Genomic DNA, 19,176 nt, shown 5'->3' on the forward strand with positions numbered 1-19,176 from the left:
GTTGGAGCGAATTGGAAATACATTGAAGCGAGTTTTTAACGCCTCAGAACTAACCGCAAGGTACGAGCAATTGAAGAATGAAGTAATGGAGTCTCCGGGCGTCCAACAGTTCATCACCGATCATTCAGATCAAGTCGATAAATCGGTCGTCGACAAAAGTTTGGGGAAATTATATGAATATACAACGGCTTCCCACCATTGTGAGAAATGCCCGAATATCGAAGGGTGCGTCAATGTGATGAAAGGATTTGAGCCGAAACTTGTGCTCAGCCAAGGATTCATTGATCTCGACTATGTAAAATGTCCGAATAAACTTGTCGATGATGAACGCCGAAATGTGTCTAATATGATTGAAAGCATGTACATGCCGAAAGACGTCATGGAAGCACGTCTACATGACGTGGATCTCGAGCATGATAATAGCAGAATCATTGTCGTTGAGGCTGCAGCTCAATTTTTAAGTGAAATTAGCGAAACAGGAGAGTTACCCGAAAGAGGCCTTTACATTTACGGACCATTCGGAACAGGAAAGTCCTTTATTTTAGGTGCGCTCGCAAATGAGCTTGCCAATCTTCGCATCCGGACGGTTGTCGTTTATATTCCAGAATTCCTAAGAGAAATGAAGCAATCAATCCAGGATCAGACATTGAATGAAAAAATCGATTTCGTAAAAAGAGCGAAAGTGCTCATGTTAGACGATTTTGGTGCGGAATCTATGTCCGCTTGGGCACGTGATGAAGTAATCGGAACCATATTGCAATACCGCATGGCGGAGAAGCTTCCTACGTTCATCACGTCGAATTTCAATTTCGATGAACTGCAGCACCATTTGACGTATACACAACGTGGCGAGAAGGAAGAAGTCAAAGCCGCGCGGATTATGGAACGCATCAAAACGGTTGCGAAACCTGTCCAGTTGAAGGGGAAAAATCGAAGAAACATGTAGGTTGAATTATCCACTTGCAAATTTCTTAAACATTCCTTATACTAATGGATATTATATTCGAAAATGTGTTGAAGAGGACATGAGTCGGTTAATCCACTACCAGAGAACAGGGTCGCTTGGCTGGAAGCCCTGAAGTGAAGATGATCGATTTACCACCTCGGAGCAGCATCGGCGAACCCTTTTAGTAACCGATGACGGACCCGGCCCGTTAGCCGTTTCGAGCTTCATCTTTCCAGTTTTCTTTTTGTATGACTGGATAGAAGGAAGAAGGGTGGAACCACGAGCAACAGCCTCGTCCCTTTATTGGGATGGGGCTTTTTTGTGTTTTTTTATTGATTAAAAGGAGATCCGTTGATTGAAGCGGAAAGCGGCGACTCCTGCGAACGCCGTAACGAAGAACGGCGTTTGCGAGCAAAAGCGCAGCGTTGCGAGCAGGAATGACAAGACGGCTGCCTTAATTTCTGCAAAAAGCGCAGAAATACGGCAAATCGAACTCTTCGTGGTTCGATTGGCTGAAGCCGTGCCCGCGGAAAGCGTCCGCCTGGAGCGGAAATCAACATTTTATAAAATAATGAGGAGTGTTTGCAATGGCAGAAAATATTCATTTTAAATTTCCAGATGGTGCGATAAAGGAGTTCCCAACAGGTACAACAACAGAAGAAGTAGCAGGCTCCATCAGTCCAGGCCTTCGTAAAAGCGCATTGGCAGGTAAAATTGGCGACAAATTAGTAGACCTGAAAACACCAATTCACGAAGATGGAGATATTGCAATCATTACACCGCAATCTCCTGAAGCCCTTGAAATTCTACGTCACAGTACAGCTCATTTACTGGCACAAGCCGTAAAACGCAAATTCCCGGACGCGAAATTAGGAATTGGCCCAGTAATCGACAGCGGTTTCTATTATGACATTGATTCTCCAACACCGATTACAGCTGAGGATCTGCCTGAACTTGAAAAAGAAATGAAACGAATCATTGGTGAAAACCAAGCTGTAACACGTGTGGAAGTATCGCGCGAAGAAGCAGAAAAACGTTTCAAAGAAATTGATGACCCATATAAAATTGAACTGTTGGAAGCAATTCCAGAAGGGGAACAAGTATCCATTTATGAGCAAGGAGAATTCTTCGACCTTTGCCGTGGTATACACGTACCGTCTACAGGCAAACTAAAGGAATTCAAACTGCTAAGCATCGCAGGTGCTTATTGGCGCGGGGATTCCAAAAATAAAATGCTTCAAAGGATTTACGGAACAGCTTTCTTCAAAAAAGAAGAACTTCAAGAACATCTTCGCATGTTAGAAGAAGCCAAAGAACGTGACCACCGTAAGATCGGGAAAGAATTGAATTTATTCACGAACTCCCAAAAAGTAGGTCAAGGTCTTCCACTTTGGCTACCAAAAGGTGCAACAATCCGCCGCATCATCGAAAGATATATCGTAGACAAAGAAGTGAAACTTGGTTATGACCATGTTTACACACCGGTTTTGGGAAGCGTAGAACTATACAAAACTTCAGGACACTGGGGACACTACCAAGATGGCATGTTCCCTGTAATGAGCATGGACAATGAAGACCTTGTTCTTCGTCCAATGAACTGCCCGCACCATATGATGATCTACAAAAACGGCATCCACTCGTACAGAAACTTGCCAATACGTATCGCTGAGTTAGGAACGATGCACCGTTATGAAATGTCAGGGGCACTTTCTGGACTTCAACGTGTTCGTGGAATGACACTAAACGATGCACATATTTTCGTCCGTCCTGATCAAATCAAAGAAGAGTTCAAACGTGTTGTTCAACTCATCATCGACGTGTACAAAGACTTCGGTATTGAGGATTATTCCTTCCGTCTTTCATACCGTGATCCGGAAGATACTGAGAAGTACTTCGACGACGACGAGATGTGGGAACGTGCACAAAGCATGTTAAAAGAAACAATGGATGAATCTGGACTTCCATACGTAGAAGCAGACGGTGAAGCTGCATTCTATGGTCCGAAACTCGATGTACAAGTGAAAACAGCAATCGGAATGGAAGAGACATTATCGACAGTCCAACTCGACTTCCTTCTACCTGAACGTTTCGACCTCACTTACGTCGGAGAAGACGGCAAACAGCATCGCCCAGTCGTCATTCACAGAGGCGTTGTATCAACAATGGAACGTTTCGTAGCATTCCTGATCGAAGAATACAAAGGCGCATTCCCGACTTGGCTTGCACCAGTTCAAGTTGAAGTTATTCCAGTTTCGCCTGAAGCTCACTTCGACTATGCAAATGAAGTTCGCGAAAAGTTAGTCGCAGCTGGATTCCGTATCGACCTTGACAGCCGTGACGAAAAAATCGGATATAAAATCCGCGAAGCACAAGTGCAAAAAATCCCGTACATGCTTGTACTTGGAGATAAAGAAGTAGAATCCGGCGAAGTAAACGTACGAAAATACGGAGAACAAAAATCCGAAAGCATGCCATTCAATGACTTCTTGAAACTAATACAAGCAGACGTATCCCACGAAAACTAATACTAGTGGACGCGGGAATAAATAAGTAAATCAACACTCCATATCGCGCCAAGTGCCTTTAAACAAATAAAAAACCCTTCAAAATATGCGTTTATGCGTATTTGCAGGCATTTATAAGCGTTTGAACCGCTTTATGCGTATCTGGCCAAACTTATGCGTGTTTATGGTGATTTATAAGCTTTTCAATCGTTTTATGCGTCTTTAAAGAAATTATTAACTGCGACACTTAATACTAATACTCTCCGTTGATTGAAGCGAAAGGCGGCGACTCCTGTGGGGTTAAGCGCGAATGGTGAGACCCCGCAGGAGCGAAGCGACGAGGAGGCTCACCCGCGCCCCACGGAAAGCGTCCGCCTGCAGCGTAAATCAACTGTGAAATTTTTATGTTGACAATGAATAAATCAGGTGGTAGACTTAATAAGGTTAATGAATACAGTTTGTGGTATAAGAAGGAGCTGCCCGCTTCTCACCTGATCGACGCATAACGTTGTTGACAGGTTAGCACATGAGTGAACGTGCCGTGCATTTAATGCATGTACACATAAGCGGGTAGACAAAAGTTACTTTTGTCTACTTTTTTTATTGTCCGGCTCTTATTAACGAATGAACTATGGGACCGTCGGAATGCCTGACGGTATACCCAAACCGTGTATTCGCGAGACAACATTCGGAGGTGGATTACTATTAGCAAAGACATGTACGTAAATGAGGGCATCCGTGCCCGCGAGCTTCGCCTGATTGACCACAACGGCGACCAGCTTGGAATCAAATCCCGCATCGAGGCACTTGAAATTGCAGCCCGCGCGAATTTGGATCTTGTCCTTGTCGCTCCAACAGCAAAGCCACCAGTAGCCCGTGTCATGGACTATGGTAAATTCAAGTTTGAGCAACAGAAGAAAGAACGCGAAGTAAGAAAGAATCAGAAAATCATCAACCTCAAAGAAGTCCGCTTAAGCCCGACGATCGACGAGCATGATTTCCAAACAAAACTTCGCAACGCTATTAAATTCCTGCAAGCAGGCGACAAAGTAAAAGCGTCTATCCGTTTCCGTGGTCGTGCAATTACGCACAAGGAAATTGGACAACGTGTGTTGGACCGCTTCGCAGAACTATGCAAAGAAGTCTCAACGGTTGAAGTGAAACCGAAAATGGAAGGCCGGAGCATGTTCCTAATACTTGCCCCGACTGCCGAAAAAAAGTAACACGAACGATTTAGGAGGAACAGATCATGCCAAAAATGAAAACTCACCGCGGATCCGCGAAACGTTTCAAAAAAACTGCCACTGGTAAAGTGAAACGCGGCCGTGCTTATACAAGTCACCTTTTTGCTAACAAGTCAACAAAAGCGAAACGCCACTTGCGTAAAGCTTCACTTGTTTCTTCAGGCGACTACAAACGTATCCGTGAAATGATCACATACATGAAATAATCTTTAAACAATTAAAACATTCTTTAGGAATAGCAGGAGGTAATGAACTATGCCACGCGTAAAAGGTGGAACAGTGTCGCGCAAGCGCCGTAATCGAGTATTGAAATTAGCTAAAGGCTATTTTGGATCAAAACATAGACTTTACAAAGTAGCAAACCAACAGGTCATGAAATCATTCAACTATGCATACCGTGACCGCCGTAATAAAAAACGTGATTTCCGTAAACTTTGGATCACACGTATCAACGCGGCTGCACGTATGAATGGTCTTTCATACAGCACAATGATGCACGGTCTTAAATTGGCTGGCATCGAAGTGAACCGTAAAATGCTTGCTGACCTTGCAGTAACAGATGCGCAAGCATTTGCACAACTTGCAGAAACAGCAAAAAAATCAGTTGCAAAATAATTGATTTAACCTCAAAACCTCGCGCCGAATTATCGGATGCGAGGTTTTTTAGCGTCTTAATAATAAAAATAAAAGTAATAATAGTTCTTCTTCCTTTGTCTATTCAATAAAGTGTAGAATAGGGGTAGGGGAGTTGAGAATGATGCAGGCAGTGATAATTAGTTGGATTATATTCCTATCCGTATGGACATTTGCAGCAATGGGCTATGATAAAAGACAGGCAAAAAGAAAAGGAAGAAGAATTCCGGAGAAAAACCTTTGGCTGCTGGCAATCTTTGGAGGAGGCATTGGTGCGTATATCGGAATGATGGTTTTCAATCATAAAACGAGACATACAAATTTTCGCATCGGATTTTTAGTATTAGCGATTATCTACATAAGCATCATCGTTTATAGCCTGGGCATCGATCTATTTGGAATGGATAATCGAAACTTATAACATTAAAAAAGCCCGTCACTACTCAACGGGCCTTCATTAACTTTTCAATTGGATTTTTCCAGCTGATATCTGCTTTCGGATAATTCGAATTGATTTCAGAGGACAAAAAATGGAAGTCATCTTTAGAAAATCCTTGTAACTTTGTTTCATCCTTTACCCAGACAAAGATTGAAACGACTTCAAAGGAATCTTCTGTAGTCCCTAAATACTTTTCACCTTCAAAGAGGGCACCCTTATATGTGATAAAGAAGTTCTTCCTTACATTTTTAACATCATCATAAAAATAATATTGCTCTTGTTCATACGCCTCGTCCAGTTTCCGCTTGGGGTCGATTAAATAACGAATGCCCCGGTAGAATAGATAGACAATGAATGCAATGATGACAAAACGGATTATCAAGGCCATAACAGTATCCCCTCACAAATAGATATAGTCTCATACCTATACGGATGAGAATCAGATTGGTTTCAAGATATTTTTATTTTGGAGGATTTAAATGAACTTTTCAACCTTATTCACGATGCAGCGAGAATTAGATCGTTTCATACAAACAAATCAGAACATTAAACAGGATGTATTTAGGGAAAAAGGGCTTGCGCTTGTTGTAGAGCTTGCGGAGTTAGCAAATGAAACAAGATGTTTTAAATTCTGGAGCACAAAAGGTCCATCCGAGCGAGCGGTAATCTTAGAGGAATATGTGGATTCCATCCATTTTATTTTATCACTTGGCATAGAAAAGGGTTTTGATTCTCTGGAAGAATGGCCAGAGGGTGAAGTGAATGGCGAACTAACGGAAGTTTTTATCCGTACGATAACATCAATTCAGACATTCATCAATGAGCCTACAATTGGTAACTATGAAAATGTATGGATTCATTATGGTTCAATAGCTTCAAAGATCGGTTTTTCTTATGCTGAAATAATTAATGCTTATATAGAGAAGAATGAAGAAAATTATAAACGGCAGCGAACAGGCTATTAATTATTTAATAGAAAAATAATTAATATTGACATGGCGACCTGTGGAAAATATTATAGAGATAAGTAAATAGGAGGAGGCATTACCGTGAATGATTGGAGTAAAGAAGACTTTGGAGTAAGACTAAAGGCCCTTAGGGAGCAAAGAGGCTTATCAATGATGGCCTTTGGCGCGGCAATTGGTACATCAGCAAGTAGGATTAAAGATTGGGAGAAAGGTAAGAATGCCCCCTCAGCTGCCTGGATTGCAAAAATCTCAGACAGGTTTAATATTTCAACTGATGAACTGATTTTAGGGGACCCAAATACATCCCGTGCATTTACTACAAATAGTACTTCAAATGTGGATATGCTCTATGAACGATTACGTGAAAATCTAAGCATTGGAAATGTTGAAGATGAGCAAGATGGAAACTTAACAGAATTATATAGTTCAGTCGATGCGATGAATAAGGATCGGTATCGAAGCGGTAGAGGTAGACGGCTGGCAGAGCGTGAACTACTTACAATCTTGACAGAATTACCTAAAAAAGATGTTTTAGAATTATTGGAGCTTGCCAAGATTAAGAAGCGTTGGATTTAAAGATTAGTGATACGAGGGAAATTAAAAGCAATACTTATTATTTTCATACTTACATTGTTAGTTGGCCTATATCTATATAAAGAAAATTCCTCGATAGGAGTCACCTTCCTCGAAATAGAGTCATTGAGGATACCAACGTCCTTCGATAATTATCGAATCGTTCAATTGTCGGATATTCACGACTCGGAATTCGGTGAAGACAACTCGAAGCTTGTGAATAAAGTGAAACAACTATCTCCAAACGCAATATTTATCACTGGAGATTTTATCGATGGAAATCGATATGATCTGGAACAAAGCCTAAAAATCATTAGACAGTTACAAGCTGTTGCACCTTTCTTTTATGTGACAGGTAATCACGAAATTTCCACGAATGATGTCGAGTTTATCAAAGGAAAGTTAGACGAGTTAGGTGTACATGTATTGACCAATGAATCCATAATAATTGGTGACGAAGTAAAAATTGCCATTGGAGGCATAGATGATCCGTTATCCAGTTCGTTAGCTGAGGAGCAGTATGTGGAAGAGGCATTGGAGAAAGCTTTTGAAGATGTCCCGGAAGATATGTTTAAAATGCTACTATCACACCGTCCTTATGAATTAGATAGCTATGTGACTAAAAGAATTGATCTTGTTTTCAGTGGCCATGCACATGGAGGGCAGATTAGAATTCCGGGGATTGGTGCTCTTATTGCCCCCGGACAAGGATGGTTCCCTGAATATACTTCAGGTATTCATGAAAAAAGCGGAACCCATTTGGTAATTAGCCGTGGCCTTGGAAATAGTATTATTCCAATACGGGTATTCAATCAACCTGAAATAGTGGTTGTTACATTAAAGTCGCTTTCAACTGAATAAGCATAATCATAGTCATAAGCGCAAAGAATAGTCTTTGCGTTTTTTGTTATTAGTATGAAAATAATTCGGTAATGTTGTATGATAGAATTGCAGACAATTTAATGAATAATATATATTTGAATTGTCATGATTAAGTTAATAGAATAAGGGTCAAAGTTAAGAATTTAATCTATACTGAGAGTAAAAGGGAAGGGTTGGGGTCATTTTGACGGAAAAAGCAAAACCATTGACAGATTTAGCAATTGCAAACGCAGCAGTCATGAAGCCTATTCTAGAAATCGCAGAAAATGCGGGTATTCCTGAAGAGGCAGTGGAACAATATGGCCGCTACAAAGCGAAAATCGATGTAAACAAATTGCCTGTTACCCAATCGTTTGGGAAGGTGGTTTTAGTGACGGCAACAAGTCCGACACCGGCGGGTGAAGGGAAGTCCACTGTAACTGTCGGCTTGGCTGATGCATTGTCAAGATTAGGTGAGAAGTCGATGATTGCTTTGCGTGAGCCATCACTTGGACCAGTCATGGGCATGAAAGGCGGCGCAGCAGGGGGTGGGTATGCACAAGTATTGCCAATGGAGGAAATCAACCTTCATTTCAACGGCGATATTCATGCAATTACAACGGCAAATAATGCACTTAGTGCACTTATAGATAATCATATTCATCAGGGGAATACACTCGGGATTGACCCAAGAAGGATCACTTGGAAACGTGCACTTGATATGAACGATCGTGCATTGAGGCATATTACAATTGGTCTTGGCGGTCCTACACAGGGAGTTCCGAGGGAAGACGGATTTGATATTACGGTAGCTTCAGAAATCATGGCTGTATTCTGTTTGGCAACAAGCCTGCCAGATTTGAAAGAACGTCTATCACAAATGGTGATCGGATATACCTATCAGAAAGAGGCAGTAACGGTTAGGGACCTCGGTGTTGAAGGAGCTCTTACATTATTGTTGAAGGAGGCCTTCAAACCGAATCTCGTACAAACAATTGAAGGAACTCCTGCTTTAATCCATGGAGGTCCATTCGCAAATATCGCACATGGTTGTAACTCGTTGATGGCTACAAACACTGCAAGGCAACTCGCAGATATCGTTGTGACGGAAGCTGGCTTCGGATCGGATTTAGGTGCCGAGAAGTTCATGGATATTAAAGCCCGTAAAGGTGGATTTGCACCAGATGCAGTCGTAGTTGTAACGACAATCCGTGCATTGAAAATGCATGGCGGGGTAGCTAAATCGGATCTTGGTGCAGAAAATGTCCAAGCAGTAATGGATGGAATCGTCAACTTGGAAAAACATTTGGAAACAGTTAGGGCTTTCGGGGTTCAACCAGTTGTTGCATTGAATCGCTTTATCACTGATTCTTCAGCGGAACTTGATTATGTTCTAAAATGGTGTAAGGATAAGGGCGTACGTGCGGCATTGACAGATGTATGGGGACTTGGAGGCGAAGGTGGGTTAGACCTCGCTAAACAAGTTTTAGAGCTTATCGATGAACCAAATGACTTTGCGCCACTTTATAATGTCGAACAGTCCGTAGTTGAAAAAATTACGACTATCGTTCAAAAAGTGTATGGTGGTAAAGGAATTGTCTTGACGGATAAAGCGCGAAAAGACCTTATACAGATAGAACAAAATGGGTGGGATATCCTTCCCGTCTGCATGGCAAAGACGCAATACTCATTTTCAGATGACCCTAAAAAGCTTGGAAGACCTGAAGATTTCACGATTACAATTCGTGAAATCATCCCAAAACTTGGAGCTGGATTCCTTGTTTGCCTAACGGGGGATATTATGACTATGCCTGGCTTGCCGAAAACTCCGGCGGCACTTAACATGGATATAGATGAAAAAGGAAATGCAGTAGGATTAATGTAATAGGGATACCAACTTAATAAACAAGGAGAACCGCTTTTTTTTAAAAAAAGGCGGTTCTTTTCTATTCGTCATATAAGCGGAATTTCCTGGATGGTAGGATTGGAATGGTATATAATGATACAAAAGGCATAATTCAATTGTCATGGAAAGGAAACTCTAAGTTGTTAAATAACTTCAGATTAAAACTTACGATTATCCTGATCGTTTTTTCACTTATTATTTCTATCATTATCGCAGTGTTTGATTATACGAAATTACGTAAAACGATAATGACTGCCCAGGAAACACAAATTTCTATGGCAGAAGATAAAATCATTGGTAATTTATCAACGATTGACAAGATCTACGAACTATTTGACGAACAAACCTCTGAAGTGATGCAAGCCAACACGATGGAATTACTTGAACGATATGAGGATAATCCCGATTTTAGAAATTGGGATTTCGAAATGTTGAAAGAAGAATTTGAGATGGATGTATTCATTCTCGATCATACAAATACGATTATACATAGCAGTTTTGTCGAAGATGTTGGCACGAACTTCGAAGAGTGTTGCCCTAGGTTTTCAAATCTATTGGATGAGCGTCGGCAATGTACACTGTTTACCACTGACGGCATGGACATTCAGTCAAGAACCGGCGAGGTTAAAAAGTTCAGTTATATGCCAACGCCAGACAATAAATACCTTATCGAGTTAGGCTTCCTGTTAGAGGACCAAGACATTTTTAATCAGTTTAATTTTCTCGATACAATCGACGAACTTGTGAAAGAGAATGATACCATCAATTCGATAACAGTATACAACTCAGGTGGAACCCCAATTGGTGTTAAAACGGAAAACTTTGAACAAAGGTTTATTCAATCGCCACATAAGGAAGTGTTTGAAAAAGTACGGGGAAGCGCCAAACCTGACGAACTTGTTTTGCACGAAGATGGCGGTCGGGTGACGTATAGATACATCCCTTATTCGGCAGATGAGAAAAAGGGATTTTCAACTGAGCGTGTTGTCGAAATTGCCTATAATAATCAAGAAATGGCAGGACTGCTTAAAGAATATAAGAATCAATTTATTCTACAGTTGTTAGTTATCCTATTCGGTTCTGTCGGCTTGTCATTCTTTATCGCACGACTTGTATCTCAACCAATCCATATGGCCTTCCATGATAGTTTGACGGGCCTGAATAATCGTCATGCGTTTGAAGATGAAATTAGTAGGCGGCTTGAACAGAAGGATAGAAGTTTTGGTCTGATGATGATTGACTTGGATAATTTCAAATGTGTAAATGATGAATTGGGGCATGGGGAAGGCGATCGGATATTGAAAATTGCCGCCGCGACAATCGATGAAGTAATCGGAGCAGATAATTTTGCGGCGAGAGTCGGAGGAGATGAATTTGTGGTGTTGGTTGATATGAAAAACAGTCCCAACGTGGAAGCCATTGCAAATCATCTACTTCAAACAATGAATGAACGCATGGATGCTCAACTATCGGATGAAAAAATCCGAACTTCCATTAGTATTGGTGTAGTAGTTGCAACTGAAACCGATACATTTGAGTCATTGTACAAAAAGGCGGATATGGCATTATACGAATCAAAAGATAGAGGTAAAAATCAATTCAATTTTTATGAATCTGCTTTTAGTTAAAACGTAAAGGGCTGCCAGAAAAATGGCAGCCCTTTAGTATTATAATGCTTTATCATCAACTTGGTTGAGCCAGTCTTCGATGGAACCGACTACCGATTCGACACAGCCGTCTTCAAATGGTGAAATGAGGTTTGCTTCTGCAACAAGCTCAGTGAATTTTTTTGAACCGCCTAACTTGCAGAGGTGCAAGTAATCATTCCATGCTTCCTCGCGATTTTCGAATGAACGCTTCCAGAATTGGAAAGCACATATTTGAGCCAATGTATAATCAATATAATAGAATGGCGATTCATAAATATGTGATTGACGTTGCCAAATTGAACCTGCTTCAAGATATGGATTGCCGTCGTAATCTCGCATTGGCAAGTACGTTTTCTCGATTTTTTTCCATGCAGCCTTACGTTCAGCAGGCGTCATTTCTGGGTTTTCATAAACGATGTGCTGGAATTCATCAACTGCAACTCCGTACGGTAAAAATAACAGTCCACTGCTTAAGTGTGCGAACTTGTATTTTTCCGTTTCATCTTCAAAGAACAGCTCCATCCATGGCCATGTGAAGAACTCCATACTCATGGAATGGATTTCTGCGCCTTCGTGAGTTGGCCAAACATATTCCGGAATCCCGATATTACGGCTGGAATATACTTGGAAAGCGTGACCGGCTTCGTGCGTTAGAACATCGATGTCACCGGATGTTCCATTGAAGTTCGAAAAGATGAATGGAGAATCATAATCATCGATGAATGTGCAATAACCGCCTGTCTCTTTTCCTTTCTTTGCTTCAAGGTCAAGAAGATGCTTGTCCGTCATATAGGTGAAGAATTCATTGGTTTCAGTAGAAAGCTCAGCATACATCTTTTTGCCGTTTTCTATGATCCACTCAGGCGTGCCCTTCGGTGTTGCATTTCCGCTTAGGAAGTTAAGGGATTGGTCGTAGAACTTTAATTCATCTACGCCGATACGGTCCGCTTGGCGCTTATACAACTTTGTTGCAAGTGGCACAATATGGTCTCGGACTTGGTCACGGAAATTCTTTACCATTTCGGCATTATAACCAATTCTGTTCATACGTGCATAACCTAACTCAACAAAGTTATCAAATCCAAGCTTCGTTGCAATTTCATGTCTGACTTTGACGAGATCGTCATAAATACGGTCGAACGCTTCACCGTTTTCAGCGTAGAACGAGTAGGACGCTGTCATTGCTGCTTTCCTTACATCCCGATCTGTGGATTCCGCATAAGGTCCGATTTGTGCAAGGGTTAATGTTTTCCCATCGAATTCTATTTGAGCAGATGCAACAAGTTTCGCATACTCAGTAGTCAGCTTATTTTCCTTTTGAAGTAATGGGAGGACCTCAGGTGAGAAAGATTTGATTGCATTGTCTGCCAGTGCAAATAATTGCGATCCCCATTTATCTTCAAGTTGCTTACGGAAAGGAGTGGCGACCAACTCTTTGTAGAAGGATGTTCCAAGCTCCTGGAATTTTGGTCCGATTTCATCAAAGAATTCACGTTCTTTTTGATAGAACTCGTCATTCGTGTTGATGGACGAGCGGATATAGGCCAGGTTTGCATGTGTGGAATAATTACTTCCGATGGCATTTAGCTTTGCGATAACTTCGTTCTGTTCTTCAAACGAACTTGCGGAACGGAAATGTTCAAGCAATCCATTAAATTCACTTTTGATGCTTTCCATGTCCGGTCTTGTGTACTGGTACTCTTCAAATTTCAGCATACTCCTACCCCCGTTTAATTAATGTGAAAATTTTTCACTATCTTCATTGTTCAACAATCAATCAGAAAATGCAAAAGAAATATTGGTAAAGTAGGATTTAATTAATGAATGGGAGATCGGAGAGGGAGGTATGCATCGTTCTATGGGAGGTCATGGCGGTTCTACGGGAAGTCATGGCGGTTCTACGGGAAGTCGTGGCGGTTCTATGGGAAGTCGTGGCGGTTCTATGGGAAGTCGTGGCGGTTCTATGGGAAGTCGTGGCGGTTCAACGGGAAGTTGCTGTGGTTCAATGGGAAGTCGCGCGTGCTCTAATGGGAAGTTTCGCGTGTTCAATGGGAAGTCGTGGCGGTTCAATGGGAAGTCGTGGCGGTTCAATGGGAAGTTGCTGTGGTTCAATGGGAAGTCGCGCGTGCTCTAATGGGAAGTTTCGCGTGTTCAATGGGAAGTCGTGGCGGTTCTATGGGAAGTCGTGTTGGTTCAATGGGAAGTCGTGGTGGTTCTATGGGAAGTCGCGGCATTTCTACGGGATGTCACTTGAAAAGACATTAGTTGTGCTCCGCATTCCAGTTTGATGTAAAATAAGGGGAATAAATAATGTAAGGGTGAGCGAAATGGAAGTTATTGAATACAGCATGAATGAACTAATCGATCCGACAGGGATACTTTCAGGAAGACGTTTTGAATTCCGTATTTATGTTAAGTTCGATGAGGAAGATGAGCTTTACACAGAGCAAGGGACAGGTATCAGAGTTATCTATGCAATGGAAGGTGAGGAAGGGAAAGTTGTATCCTACAATCTGTTTGAACGGGCAAACGATAAGGTACTCGACTTTGCACTTGAGGAAGACGAAGAAGCCGAAATTGCAGCTTTCTGTGTAGAACATTTAACGGAAGATTAAATAGTGGAGGAGGAGTTCAAATCTTGGCTCATCCTCCATTTTAGATAAAACAAATAGTAACTCCTAAATCAATAAAATAGTAGTATATTATATAATGATTTGAACTAATAATTAATATATTTTAGTGACAAATTATAATAAATGACCCTTGTTACTTAATCAAATTGCGTGTTTTTATTTGAAAAATAGTAGATAATGTGTAGAGTAGATAGGTGAGGATACACCAAAACAGTTTTCGCATGCATCCTAAGTCAAAGAAAATTGGAGTGTTTATAGATGAACAATGAAATTGTCGATATTACAATTATAGGCGGAGGACCTACGGGGCTTTTTGCTTCTTTTTATGCAGGCATGAGGGAAATGTCCGTTAAAATTATCGATAGTCTTCCTCAACTTGGTGGGCAGCTTATCGAACTTTATCCAGACAAATATATTTATGATGTAGGTGGTTTTCCAAAAATCCTTGCAAAGGACTTAGTTGCAAATCTTGTAACGCAAGCACATTATTCTAAACCTGAAATCCTTCTTGGGGAAACTGCAATTTCCGCAGAGCGTGATGGGGATCATTTCATCCTCAAAACTGATAAAGGAACTCATTTAACACGTACAATTCTATTAACTGCAGGGATTGGTGCTTTCCAACCACGTAAAATTGGTTTGGCAGAAGAAAGTGACTTTGAAGGAAGCACTTTGCATTACGGCATCAAAGACCTTTCATTATTTAAAGATAAAGAAGTACTTATTTGCGGTGGAGGAGACTCAGCGGTAGATTGGGCGTTAATGCTTGAAGATATCGCTTCAAACGTGTCCCTTGTCCATAGACGCGAACGGTTTACTGCTCATGAAACGAGTGTCAACCAACTGATGTCTTCAAAAGTGAATGTGCTTACTTCGCGCGCTGTTAAATCGATTGTTGGCGAAGACGGTATTGTAAAGGAAGTCGTTCTTGCACAAAAGGATGGTCAAGAAGCGACTGTGGCGGTCGATCATGTAATCGTCAATTACGGTAACATTTCATCCCTTGGTGCGATAAAAGAATGGGGACTTGACATGGATCGTAACTCGATTATTGTCAACTCAAGAATGGAAACGAATATTGAAGGGATCTATGCTGCGGGTGACGTTACAAGCTATGATGGCAAGGTGAAACTAATTGCTGTTGGATTAGGGGAAGCACCTACTGCCATAAACCATGCCAAAGCATTCATCGACCCGAAAGCAAGACTTCAACCATTGCATAGTACTAGTGTATTTAACTAAAAAAACCGGCAAATGCCGGTTTTTTGTTTGGGTTATAATAAAAATGAGATTACAAATATAATTAGAAGTGGTCCAATCATAACCAAATATCCTATCGGATTGCCAAAGTTAATCGTCCAACCGACCCCGAACCTTTTTTCAACAAAGATGGAAGGGTCGTTTTTATTTACATAAAATACACCGGCCTTCCAGTATTGGTCATCATCTAAATCTGTAATGCCCGGTGTCTCCTCATCGATAACTTCGGTTTTAATACGAGAACCTCCCTGACCGACTTTGAATGCGTAAAATGCTGTTGCAAGTAAGATGATAAGGAAGAAACCAAGTGGCAATACCATCATCATCATTGAGCCTGCAAATTCACCATGGATTGTTGTCAGTTGAAGGAAGCCGAAAAGGATTGTTAATAATACAGTCGTTAAAAACATAAACCAACTTGTATACTTCCTAAAGGATAATTGTTGGATGCGGGACGAATTTCTTCTTGCAGCATTTAACTTCACCCCGGATTTCTTCGTGAACGTATTGATGGCTACCATCATCCCCTGCACGACAAGTAAGATTAGTAAAAGTGCAATGACGGAGAATGGACTTTTTTCACTGAAAGCATCGGGTTGCCCATTAGGTCCCCAGTGTGTGGGAATCATGTCTGGCATTGCTGAATATTGGCTAACTGTATAAACGATCAAACCTATCGTAATCGCCATAGGCAATGCGAAAATGAATGAAGGAAGCATTTCATCATTGGACCGGCTGGCTAAATCAGCAACCCTAACCTTTTTAAGATTTTCTCCCCATTTCATCTCTCGTTTTCTTTTAGTCGTTTGTATATGGAAATACAAATATAGAATCATGCTTGTAATAAGAATACTGAACTGGATAATCAGTCCGATAATGACGAACGTTTCTTCTCGTAATTGGCTGCCAAAACCCCAAAATGCTAATAGAAGTATACCAAGCAAACCAACTAATAGTGTAATTGTCGAATAGATTTTTTTATAGCTGGACAGTTTCTCATCTTCAACATACAATTCTGGAATCGTCACACCGAAAACAATAGTTTTTTTAAGCAATCGTGGAATTGCGGCTTGAATCAGTGTTAAGAAAATAATGATTGCAAGAAATATGGATACTATCATTCTTCTTCCCTCCGAATATCTGAAATGATTGATGTTGCCATTGATAAAATTTGTTTCTCATCCATTCCGTAGACAATCGATTCTGCAATTAGGGGCTTCATGAATTGTTTAATAAGTTCGACTTGGGACACGCTTGGTCCAGTGTTTGAAATTGAATTAATGACTGCTCCCGACTTAGGAATGATTTGAATGATGTTTTTCCGTTCAAGTTCATGATATGCCTTATTCACTGTATGCATGTTAACGCCGAGGTCTGCCGCCAGGGAACGGACCGATGGCAAAGCTTCGGAAGGTTGTAATGTTCCAGTTGCTATCAACTCGATTAATTGATTAGCCAATTGAGTATATATCGGGATTTCCGATGTCGGTTCAATTTGAATGAACAATTTCATCCCTCCAATCTGTTCTAACTTCATTATAACAGAGGTTTTCCGGAAAAGATAGAAAAACCCTTGAACGAATTGTTCAAGGGTAGGGACTCATAAATCTGATACAGTAACGAATTGATAGCCTTCATCCTCTAAGAAAGTGAGTATAGCGTCAAGGCCGTCCGCTGTCGATTGGTGGATGTCATGCATAAGAATGATGCTGCCGTCTTTTGTGTTTTGTTTAACATTCTGAATCAGTTTTTGTGAATTGCGATGTTCCCAGTCGCGTGTGTCAACATCCCATAAAATGATGGGGAGATCGGATTGCTTACGAACCTTTTCATTCACAGCACCGTATGGAGGTCTGTATGCTTTGACTTTTGCTCCAGTCACCTCTTCAATAATCGCAGATGTATCGTTAATTTCTTTTGCAATACGTTCAGGAGTCAATTTTGTTAAATCAGCATGATTCCAAGTATGGCCTGCCAACTCATGGCCTGCGTCGAAGATTTCCTTCGTAAGCTCTGGGTAATATTCCACTCGACTGCCTAACATGAAAAATGTTGCTTTTGCATTGTGCTTTTCGAGTATATTTAGGATCTGTATAGTTACCTTCGGATCAGGACCGTCATCAAACGTTAAAGCTACTTTTTTACCATTAGTGATAGTTTCCGTTGATTCTTCAGAATCTCCATCTTCAATCGGGTCATCAGATTCAGTATCGTCAGTTGAATCTTCCTTTTTTTCATCAATAATGGGCGTTTCAGTTTTCGGAATTTCAATATCTTCAACTTGCGGTTTAAAAGCATCCATCAGAAGGTTGGCTGTTTTCACCATAGATATAGAGATGATAGGAGGTCCTACGGAATCATCGGCTATTGTATTTTCATCGAAGTAAAAGATCAGTGAATCGTCGGTAATTGCGTAGTTCTGGAAATTTTTCCAATTTGGTTCTGTATATAGCTCAACTTCGTGAAGGTGAAGATGACCTGTTAACGTTTCGTCTTTTTGGATTTCCATTATCACCAATGAAGATAATTGGCTTAATCGATCAATATCTCCCTCTAATAAATCAGATATGGAATAGCTATCTCCCGTTTCGGGATTAACATGGAAGGTACGGATTTCCGTAGATCCTTTAGGTGAATCACTGAAATTACTGTTGTTTACAAGTACAAAAGAATAGTTTCCTGAAGAATGCGCAAGTGTTTCATAGGATATATTCAATTCACCTTTTGTATTTTCATCGAGAAGACTTTTGTTGTTCATTGTTTCCTTATATTCTTCTTGAACGTTCATTACATAATTTAGAACTCTTTCATTAAAAGAATCAATTGTACTTTGGGGATATTGGATAGCAAAAGGGGCTTTTTTGTCATTTGATGTTTTGGTTACAATTTTAATACCTGGATAATTGGAATCTATCACTTCTGTTTCTATTGATGAAGCCACAGTTGGTTCTTCTTCATTAACAATGGGAGTTGAAGCAGTGTGATTTTTATTTGATGATAAGATTAAAAGAATCGCAGTAACGGTTAATAGAATTATCGTCGAGGAAAAGATAATATCAATCCAAATGGACCGAGTTTTGTGGCGTAGCTTTTTCATAATGCGGGACTCCCTTTATCATTATTTCAATGGAACCTAATTAATCAGGCCTTCTATTTTGTTAGACGTGAAGATATGATAGATAGTTTCAGACTCTCAAAAAAAATGTCGAATCTTCGATACTCATAGTATACACCATCCTTGCTATGAAACAATTAGATTTAAAAGGAAAAGATTATGATTTTATAAAAAAAGTAGTTGCTTTCCGCGGGCATCCGTTCTGGCATTCCTGCTCCCTTGGGGTCGCAATAAACATTGCTCGCAACGCTGCGCTTTTGCTCGCAAACGCCGTCCTTCGTTACGGCGTTCGCAGGAGTCGCCGCCCTACACTTCAAGCAACAAGAAATACCTTTAACATATAATCAGATGTATTAATTAAATACTTTTTCAATATCGGGTTTTGTGATATAATGTCTGAGGCCCGGATCTTGCAAATACGGGCGAGCTGTCATGTGTTTACAAT

The 19,176-nt window shown here is 40.7% G+C and carries 21 protein-coding genes; 16 read left to right on the forward strand and 5 right to left on the reverse strand.

Features of this window, described 5'->3' with window-relative positions; translation table 11 throughout:
* Position 1: 1 nt before the first annotated feature.
* The 7 genes from dnaI (at position 2) to ACFPZG_RS05035 (ending at position 5,748) form a co-directional block, all read left to right on the forward strand.
* Complete coding sequence (gene dnaI / locus ACFPZG_RS05005) at positions 2-946, forward strand: primosomal protein DnaI (protein WP_283732422.1); 945 nt, start codon at positions 2-4, stop codon at positions 944-946.
* A 355-nt stretch (positions 947-1,301) separates the two neighbouring features.
* A complete protein-coding gene (locus ACFPZG_RS05010; protein WP_283732420.1) occupies positions 1,302-1,556 on the forward strand; it encodes a hypothetical protein in 255 nt (84 codons plus the stop codon).
* Positions 1,534-3,471, forward strand: a complete 1,938-nt coding sequence (gene thrS / locus ACFPZG_RS05015) for a threonine--tRNA ligase (protein ID WP_283732419.1) — start codon at positions 1,534-1,536, stop codon at positions 3,469-3,471. The genes ACFPZG_RS05010 and thrS overlap by 23 nt, the downstream gene beginning before the upstream one ends.
* A 695-nt stretch (positions 3,472-4,166) precedes the next feature.
* Positions 4,167-4,673, forward strand: a complete 507-nt coding sequence (gene infC, locus ACFPZG_RS05020) for a translation initiation factor IF-3 (RefSeq protein ID WP_283732418.1) — start codon at positions 4,167-4,169, stop codon at positions 4,671-4,673.
* A gap of 26 nt (positions 4,674-4,699) precedes the next feature.
* Positions 4,700-4,900, forward strand: coding sequence for a 50S ribosomal protein L35 (gene rpmI / locus ACFPZG_RS05025; RefSeq protein ID WP_041075504.1), 201 nt, complete (start codon positions 4,700-4,702; stop codon positions 4,898-4,900).
* Between the two features lie 49 nt (positions 4,901-4,949).
* On the forward strand, positions 4,950-5,309 hold the full coding sequence (gene rplT / locus ACFPZG_RS05030) for a 50S ribosomal protein L20 (RefSeq protein WP_317941249.1): 360 nt from the start codon (positions 4,950-4,952) through the stop codon (positions 5,307-5,309).
* Between the two features lie 139 nt (positions 5,310-5,448).
* A complete protein-coding gene (locus ACFPZG_RS05035) occupies positions 5,449-5,748 on the forward strand; it encodes a DUF1294 domain-containing protein (protein WP_283732416.1) in 300 nt (99 codons plus the stop codon).
* Positions 5,749-5,770: 22 nt separating this feature from the next.
* Here ACFPZG_RS05035 and ACFPZG_RS05040 read toward each other — a convergent pair whose 3' ends face one another.
* Positions 5,771-6,154, reverse strand: coding sequence for a sigma-w pathway protein ysdB (locus ACFPZG_RS05040; RefSeq protein ID WP_283732415.1), 384 nt, complete (start codon positions 6,152-6,154; stop codon positions 5,771-5,773).
* Between the two features lie 91 nt (positions 6,155-6,245).
* On the opposite strand from ACFPZG_RS05040, the gene ACFPZG_RS05045 reads away from it, so the two are divergent.
* The 5 genes from ACFPZG_RS05045 to ACFPZG_RS05065 all read left to right on the forward strand — a co-directional run bounded on the left by ACFPZG_RS05045 (position 6,246) and on the right by ACFPZG_RS05065 (position 11,702).
* Positions 6,246-6,731 carry a dUTP diphosphatase gene (locus tag ACFPZG_RS05045; protein ID WP_283732414.1) on the forward strand — a complete coding sequence of 162 codons (486 nt, stop codon included), beginning with the start codon at positions 6,246-6,248 and terminating at the stop codon, positions 6,729-6,731.
* Between the two features lie 84 nt (positions 6,732-6,815).
* Positions 6,816-7,310 (forward strand): helix-turn-helix domain-containing protein, encoded by a 495-nt coding sequence (locus ACFPZG_RS05050; protein WP_317941248.1) that lies wholly within the window; start codon positions 6,816-6,818, stop codon positions 7,308-7,310.
* Positions 7,311-7,433: 123 nt separating this feature from the next.
* The gene (locus tag ACFPZG_RS05055; RefSeq protein WP_381426424.1) at positions 7,434-8,168 is read left to right on the forward strand and encodes a metallophosphoesterase; all 735 of its coding nucleotides are present in this window, start codon (positions 7,434-7,436) and stop codon (positions 8,166-8,168) included.
* A gap of 205 nt (positions 8,169-8,373) precedes the next feature.
* Positions 8,374-10,053, forward strand: coding sequence for a formate--tetrahydrofolate ligase (locus ACFPZG_RS05060; protein WP_317941246.1), 1,680 nt, complete (start codon positions 8,374-8,376; stop codon positions 10,051-10,053).
* A gap of 104 nt (positions 10,054-10,157) precedes the next feature.
* Positions 10,158-11,702 carry a GGDEF domain-containing protein gene (locus ACFPZG_RS05065; RefSeq protein ID WP_317941245.1) on the forward strand — a complete coding sequence of 515 codons (1,545 nt, stop codon included), beginning with the start codon at positions 10,158-10,160 and terminating at the stop codon, positions 11,700-11,702.
* Between the two features lie 39 nt (positions 11,703-11,741).
* On the opposite strand, the gene ACFPZG_RS05070 is transcribed toward ACFPZG_RS05065, so the two are convergent.
* Complete coding sequence (locus ACFPZG_RS05070) at positions 11,742-13,439, reverse strand: M3 family oligoendopeptidase (RefSeq protein ID WP_283732409.1); 1,698 nt, start codon at positions 13,437-13,439, stop codon at positions 11,742-11,744.
* Between the two features lie 104 nt (positions 13,440-13,543).
* Between ACFPZG_RS05070 and ACFPZG_RS05075 the strand changes: the two genes are divergently transcribed.
* The 3 genes from ACFPZG_RS05075 to ACFPZG_RS05085 all read left to right on the forward strand — a co-directional run bounded on the left by ACFPZG_RS05075 (position 13,544) and on the right by ACFPZG_RS05085 (position 15,598).
* Positions 13,544-14,011 (forward strand): hypothetical protein, encoded by a 468-nt coding sequence (locus ACFPZG_RS05075; RefSeq protein ID WP_317941244.1) that lies wholly within the window; start codon positions 13,544-13,546, stop codon positions 14,009-14,011.
* A 39-nt stretch (positions 14,012-14,050) separates the two neighbouring features.
* Positions 14,051-14,338 (forward strand): DUF6509 family protein, encoded by a 288-nt coding sequence (locus tag ACFPZG_RS05080; protein WP_283732407.1) that lies wholly within the window; start codon positions 14,051-14,053, stop codon positions 14,336-14,338.
* A gap of 276 nt (positions 14,339-14,614) precedes the next feature.
* Positions 14,615-15,598 (forward strand): NAD(P)/FAD-dependent oxidoreductase, encoded by a 984-nt coding sequence (locus ACFPZG_RS05085; protein WP_317941243.1) that lies wholly within the window; start codon positions 14,615-14,617, stop codon positions 15,596-15,598.
* A gap of 32 nt (positions 15,599-15,630) precedes the next feature.
* Here ACFPZG_RS05085 and ACFPZG_RS05090 read toward each other — a convergent pair whose 3' ends face one another.
* The 3 genes from ACFPZG_RS05090 to ACFPZG_RS05100 all read right to left on the reverse strand — a co-directional run bounded on the left by ACFPZG_RS05090 (position 15,631) and on the right by ACFPZG_RS05100 (position 18,713).
* Positions 15,631-16,737, reverse strand: a complete 1,107-nt coding sequence (locus ACFPZG_RS05090; RefSeq protein ID WP_317941242.1) for a DUF1648 domain-containing protein — start codon at positions 16,735-16,737, stop codon at positions 15,631-15,633.
* The gene (locus tag ACFPZG_RS05095; protein ID WP_317941241.1) at positions 16,734-17,129 is read right to left on the reverse strand and encodes a GntR family transcriptional regulator; all 396 of its coding nucleotides are present in this window, start codon (positions 17,127-17,129) and stop codon (positions 16,734-16,736) included. Before ACFPZG_RS05095 ends, ACFPZG_RS05090 begins: the two co-directional genes overlap by 4 nt.
* Before the next feature lie 87 nt (positions 17,130-17,216).
* Positions 17,217-18,713, reverse strand: coding sequence for a polysaccharide deacetylase family protein (locus ACFPZG_RS05100; RefSeq protein WP_283732403.1), 1,497 nt, complete (start codon positions 18,711-18,713; stop codon positions 17,217-17,219).
* 146 nt (positions 18,714-18,859) lie between these two features.
* Here ACFPZG_RS05100 and ACFPZG_RS05105 point away from each other — a divergent pair, with 146 nt between their 5' ends.
* Positions 18,860-19,075: a hypothetical protein gene (locus ACFPZG_RS05105; protein ID WP_381426425.1), complete on the forward strand. Its 216-nt coding sequence runs from the start codon at positions 18,860-18,862 to the stop codon at positions 19,073-19,075.
* Positions 19,076-19,176 lie beyond the last annotated feature (101 nt).

It is taken from the genome of Sporosarcina thermotolerans (assembly GCF_042658975.1).
Taxonomy (GTDB): Bacteria; Bacillota; Bacilli; order Bacillales_A; family Planococcaceae; genus Sporosarcina; species Sporosarcina thermotolerans.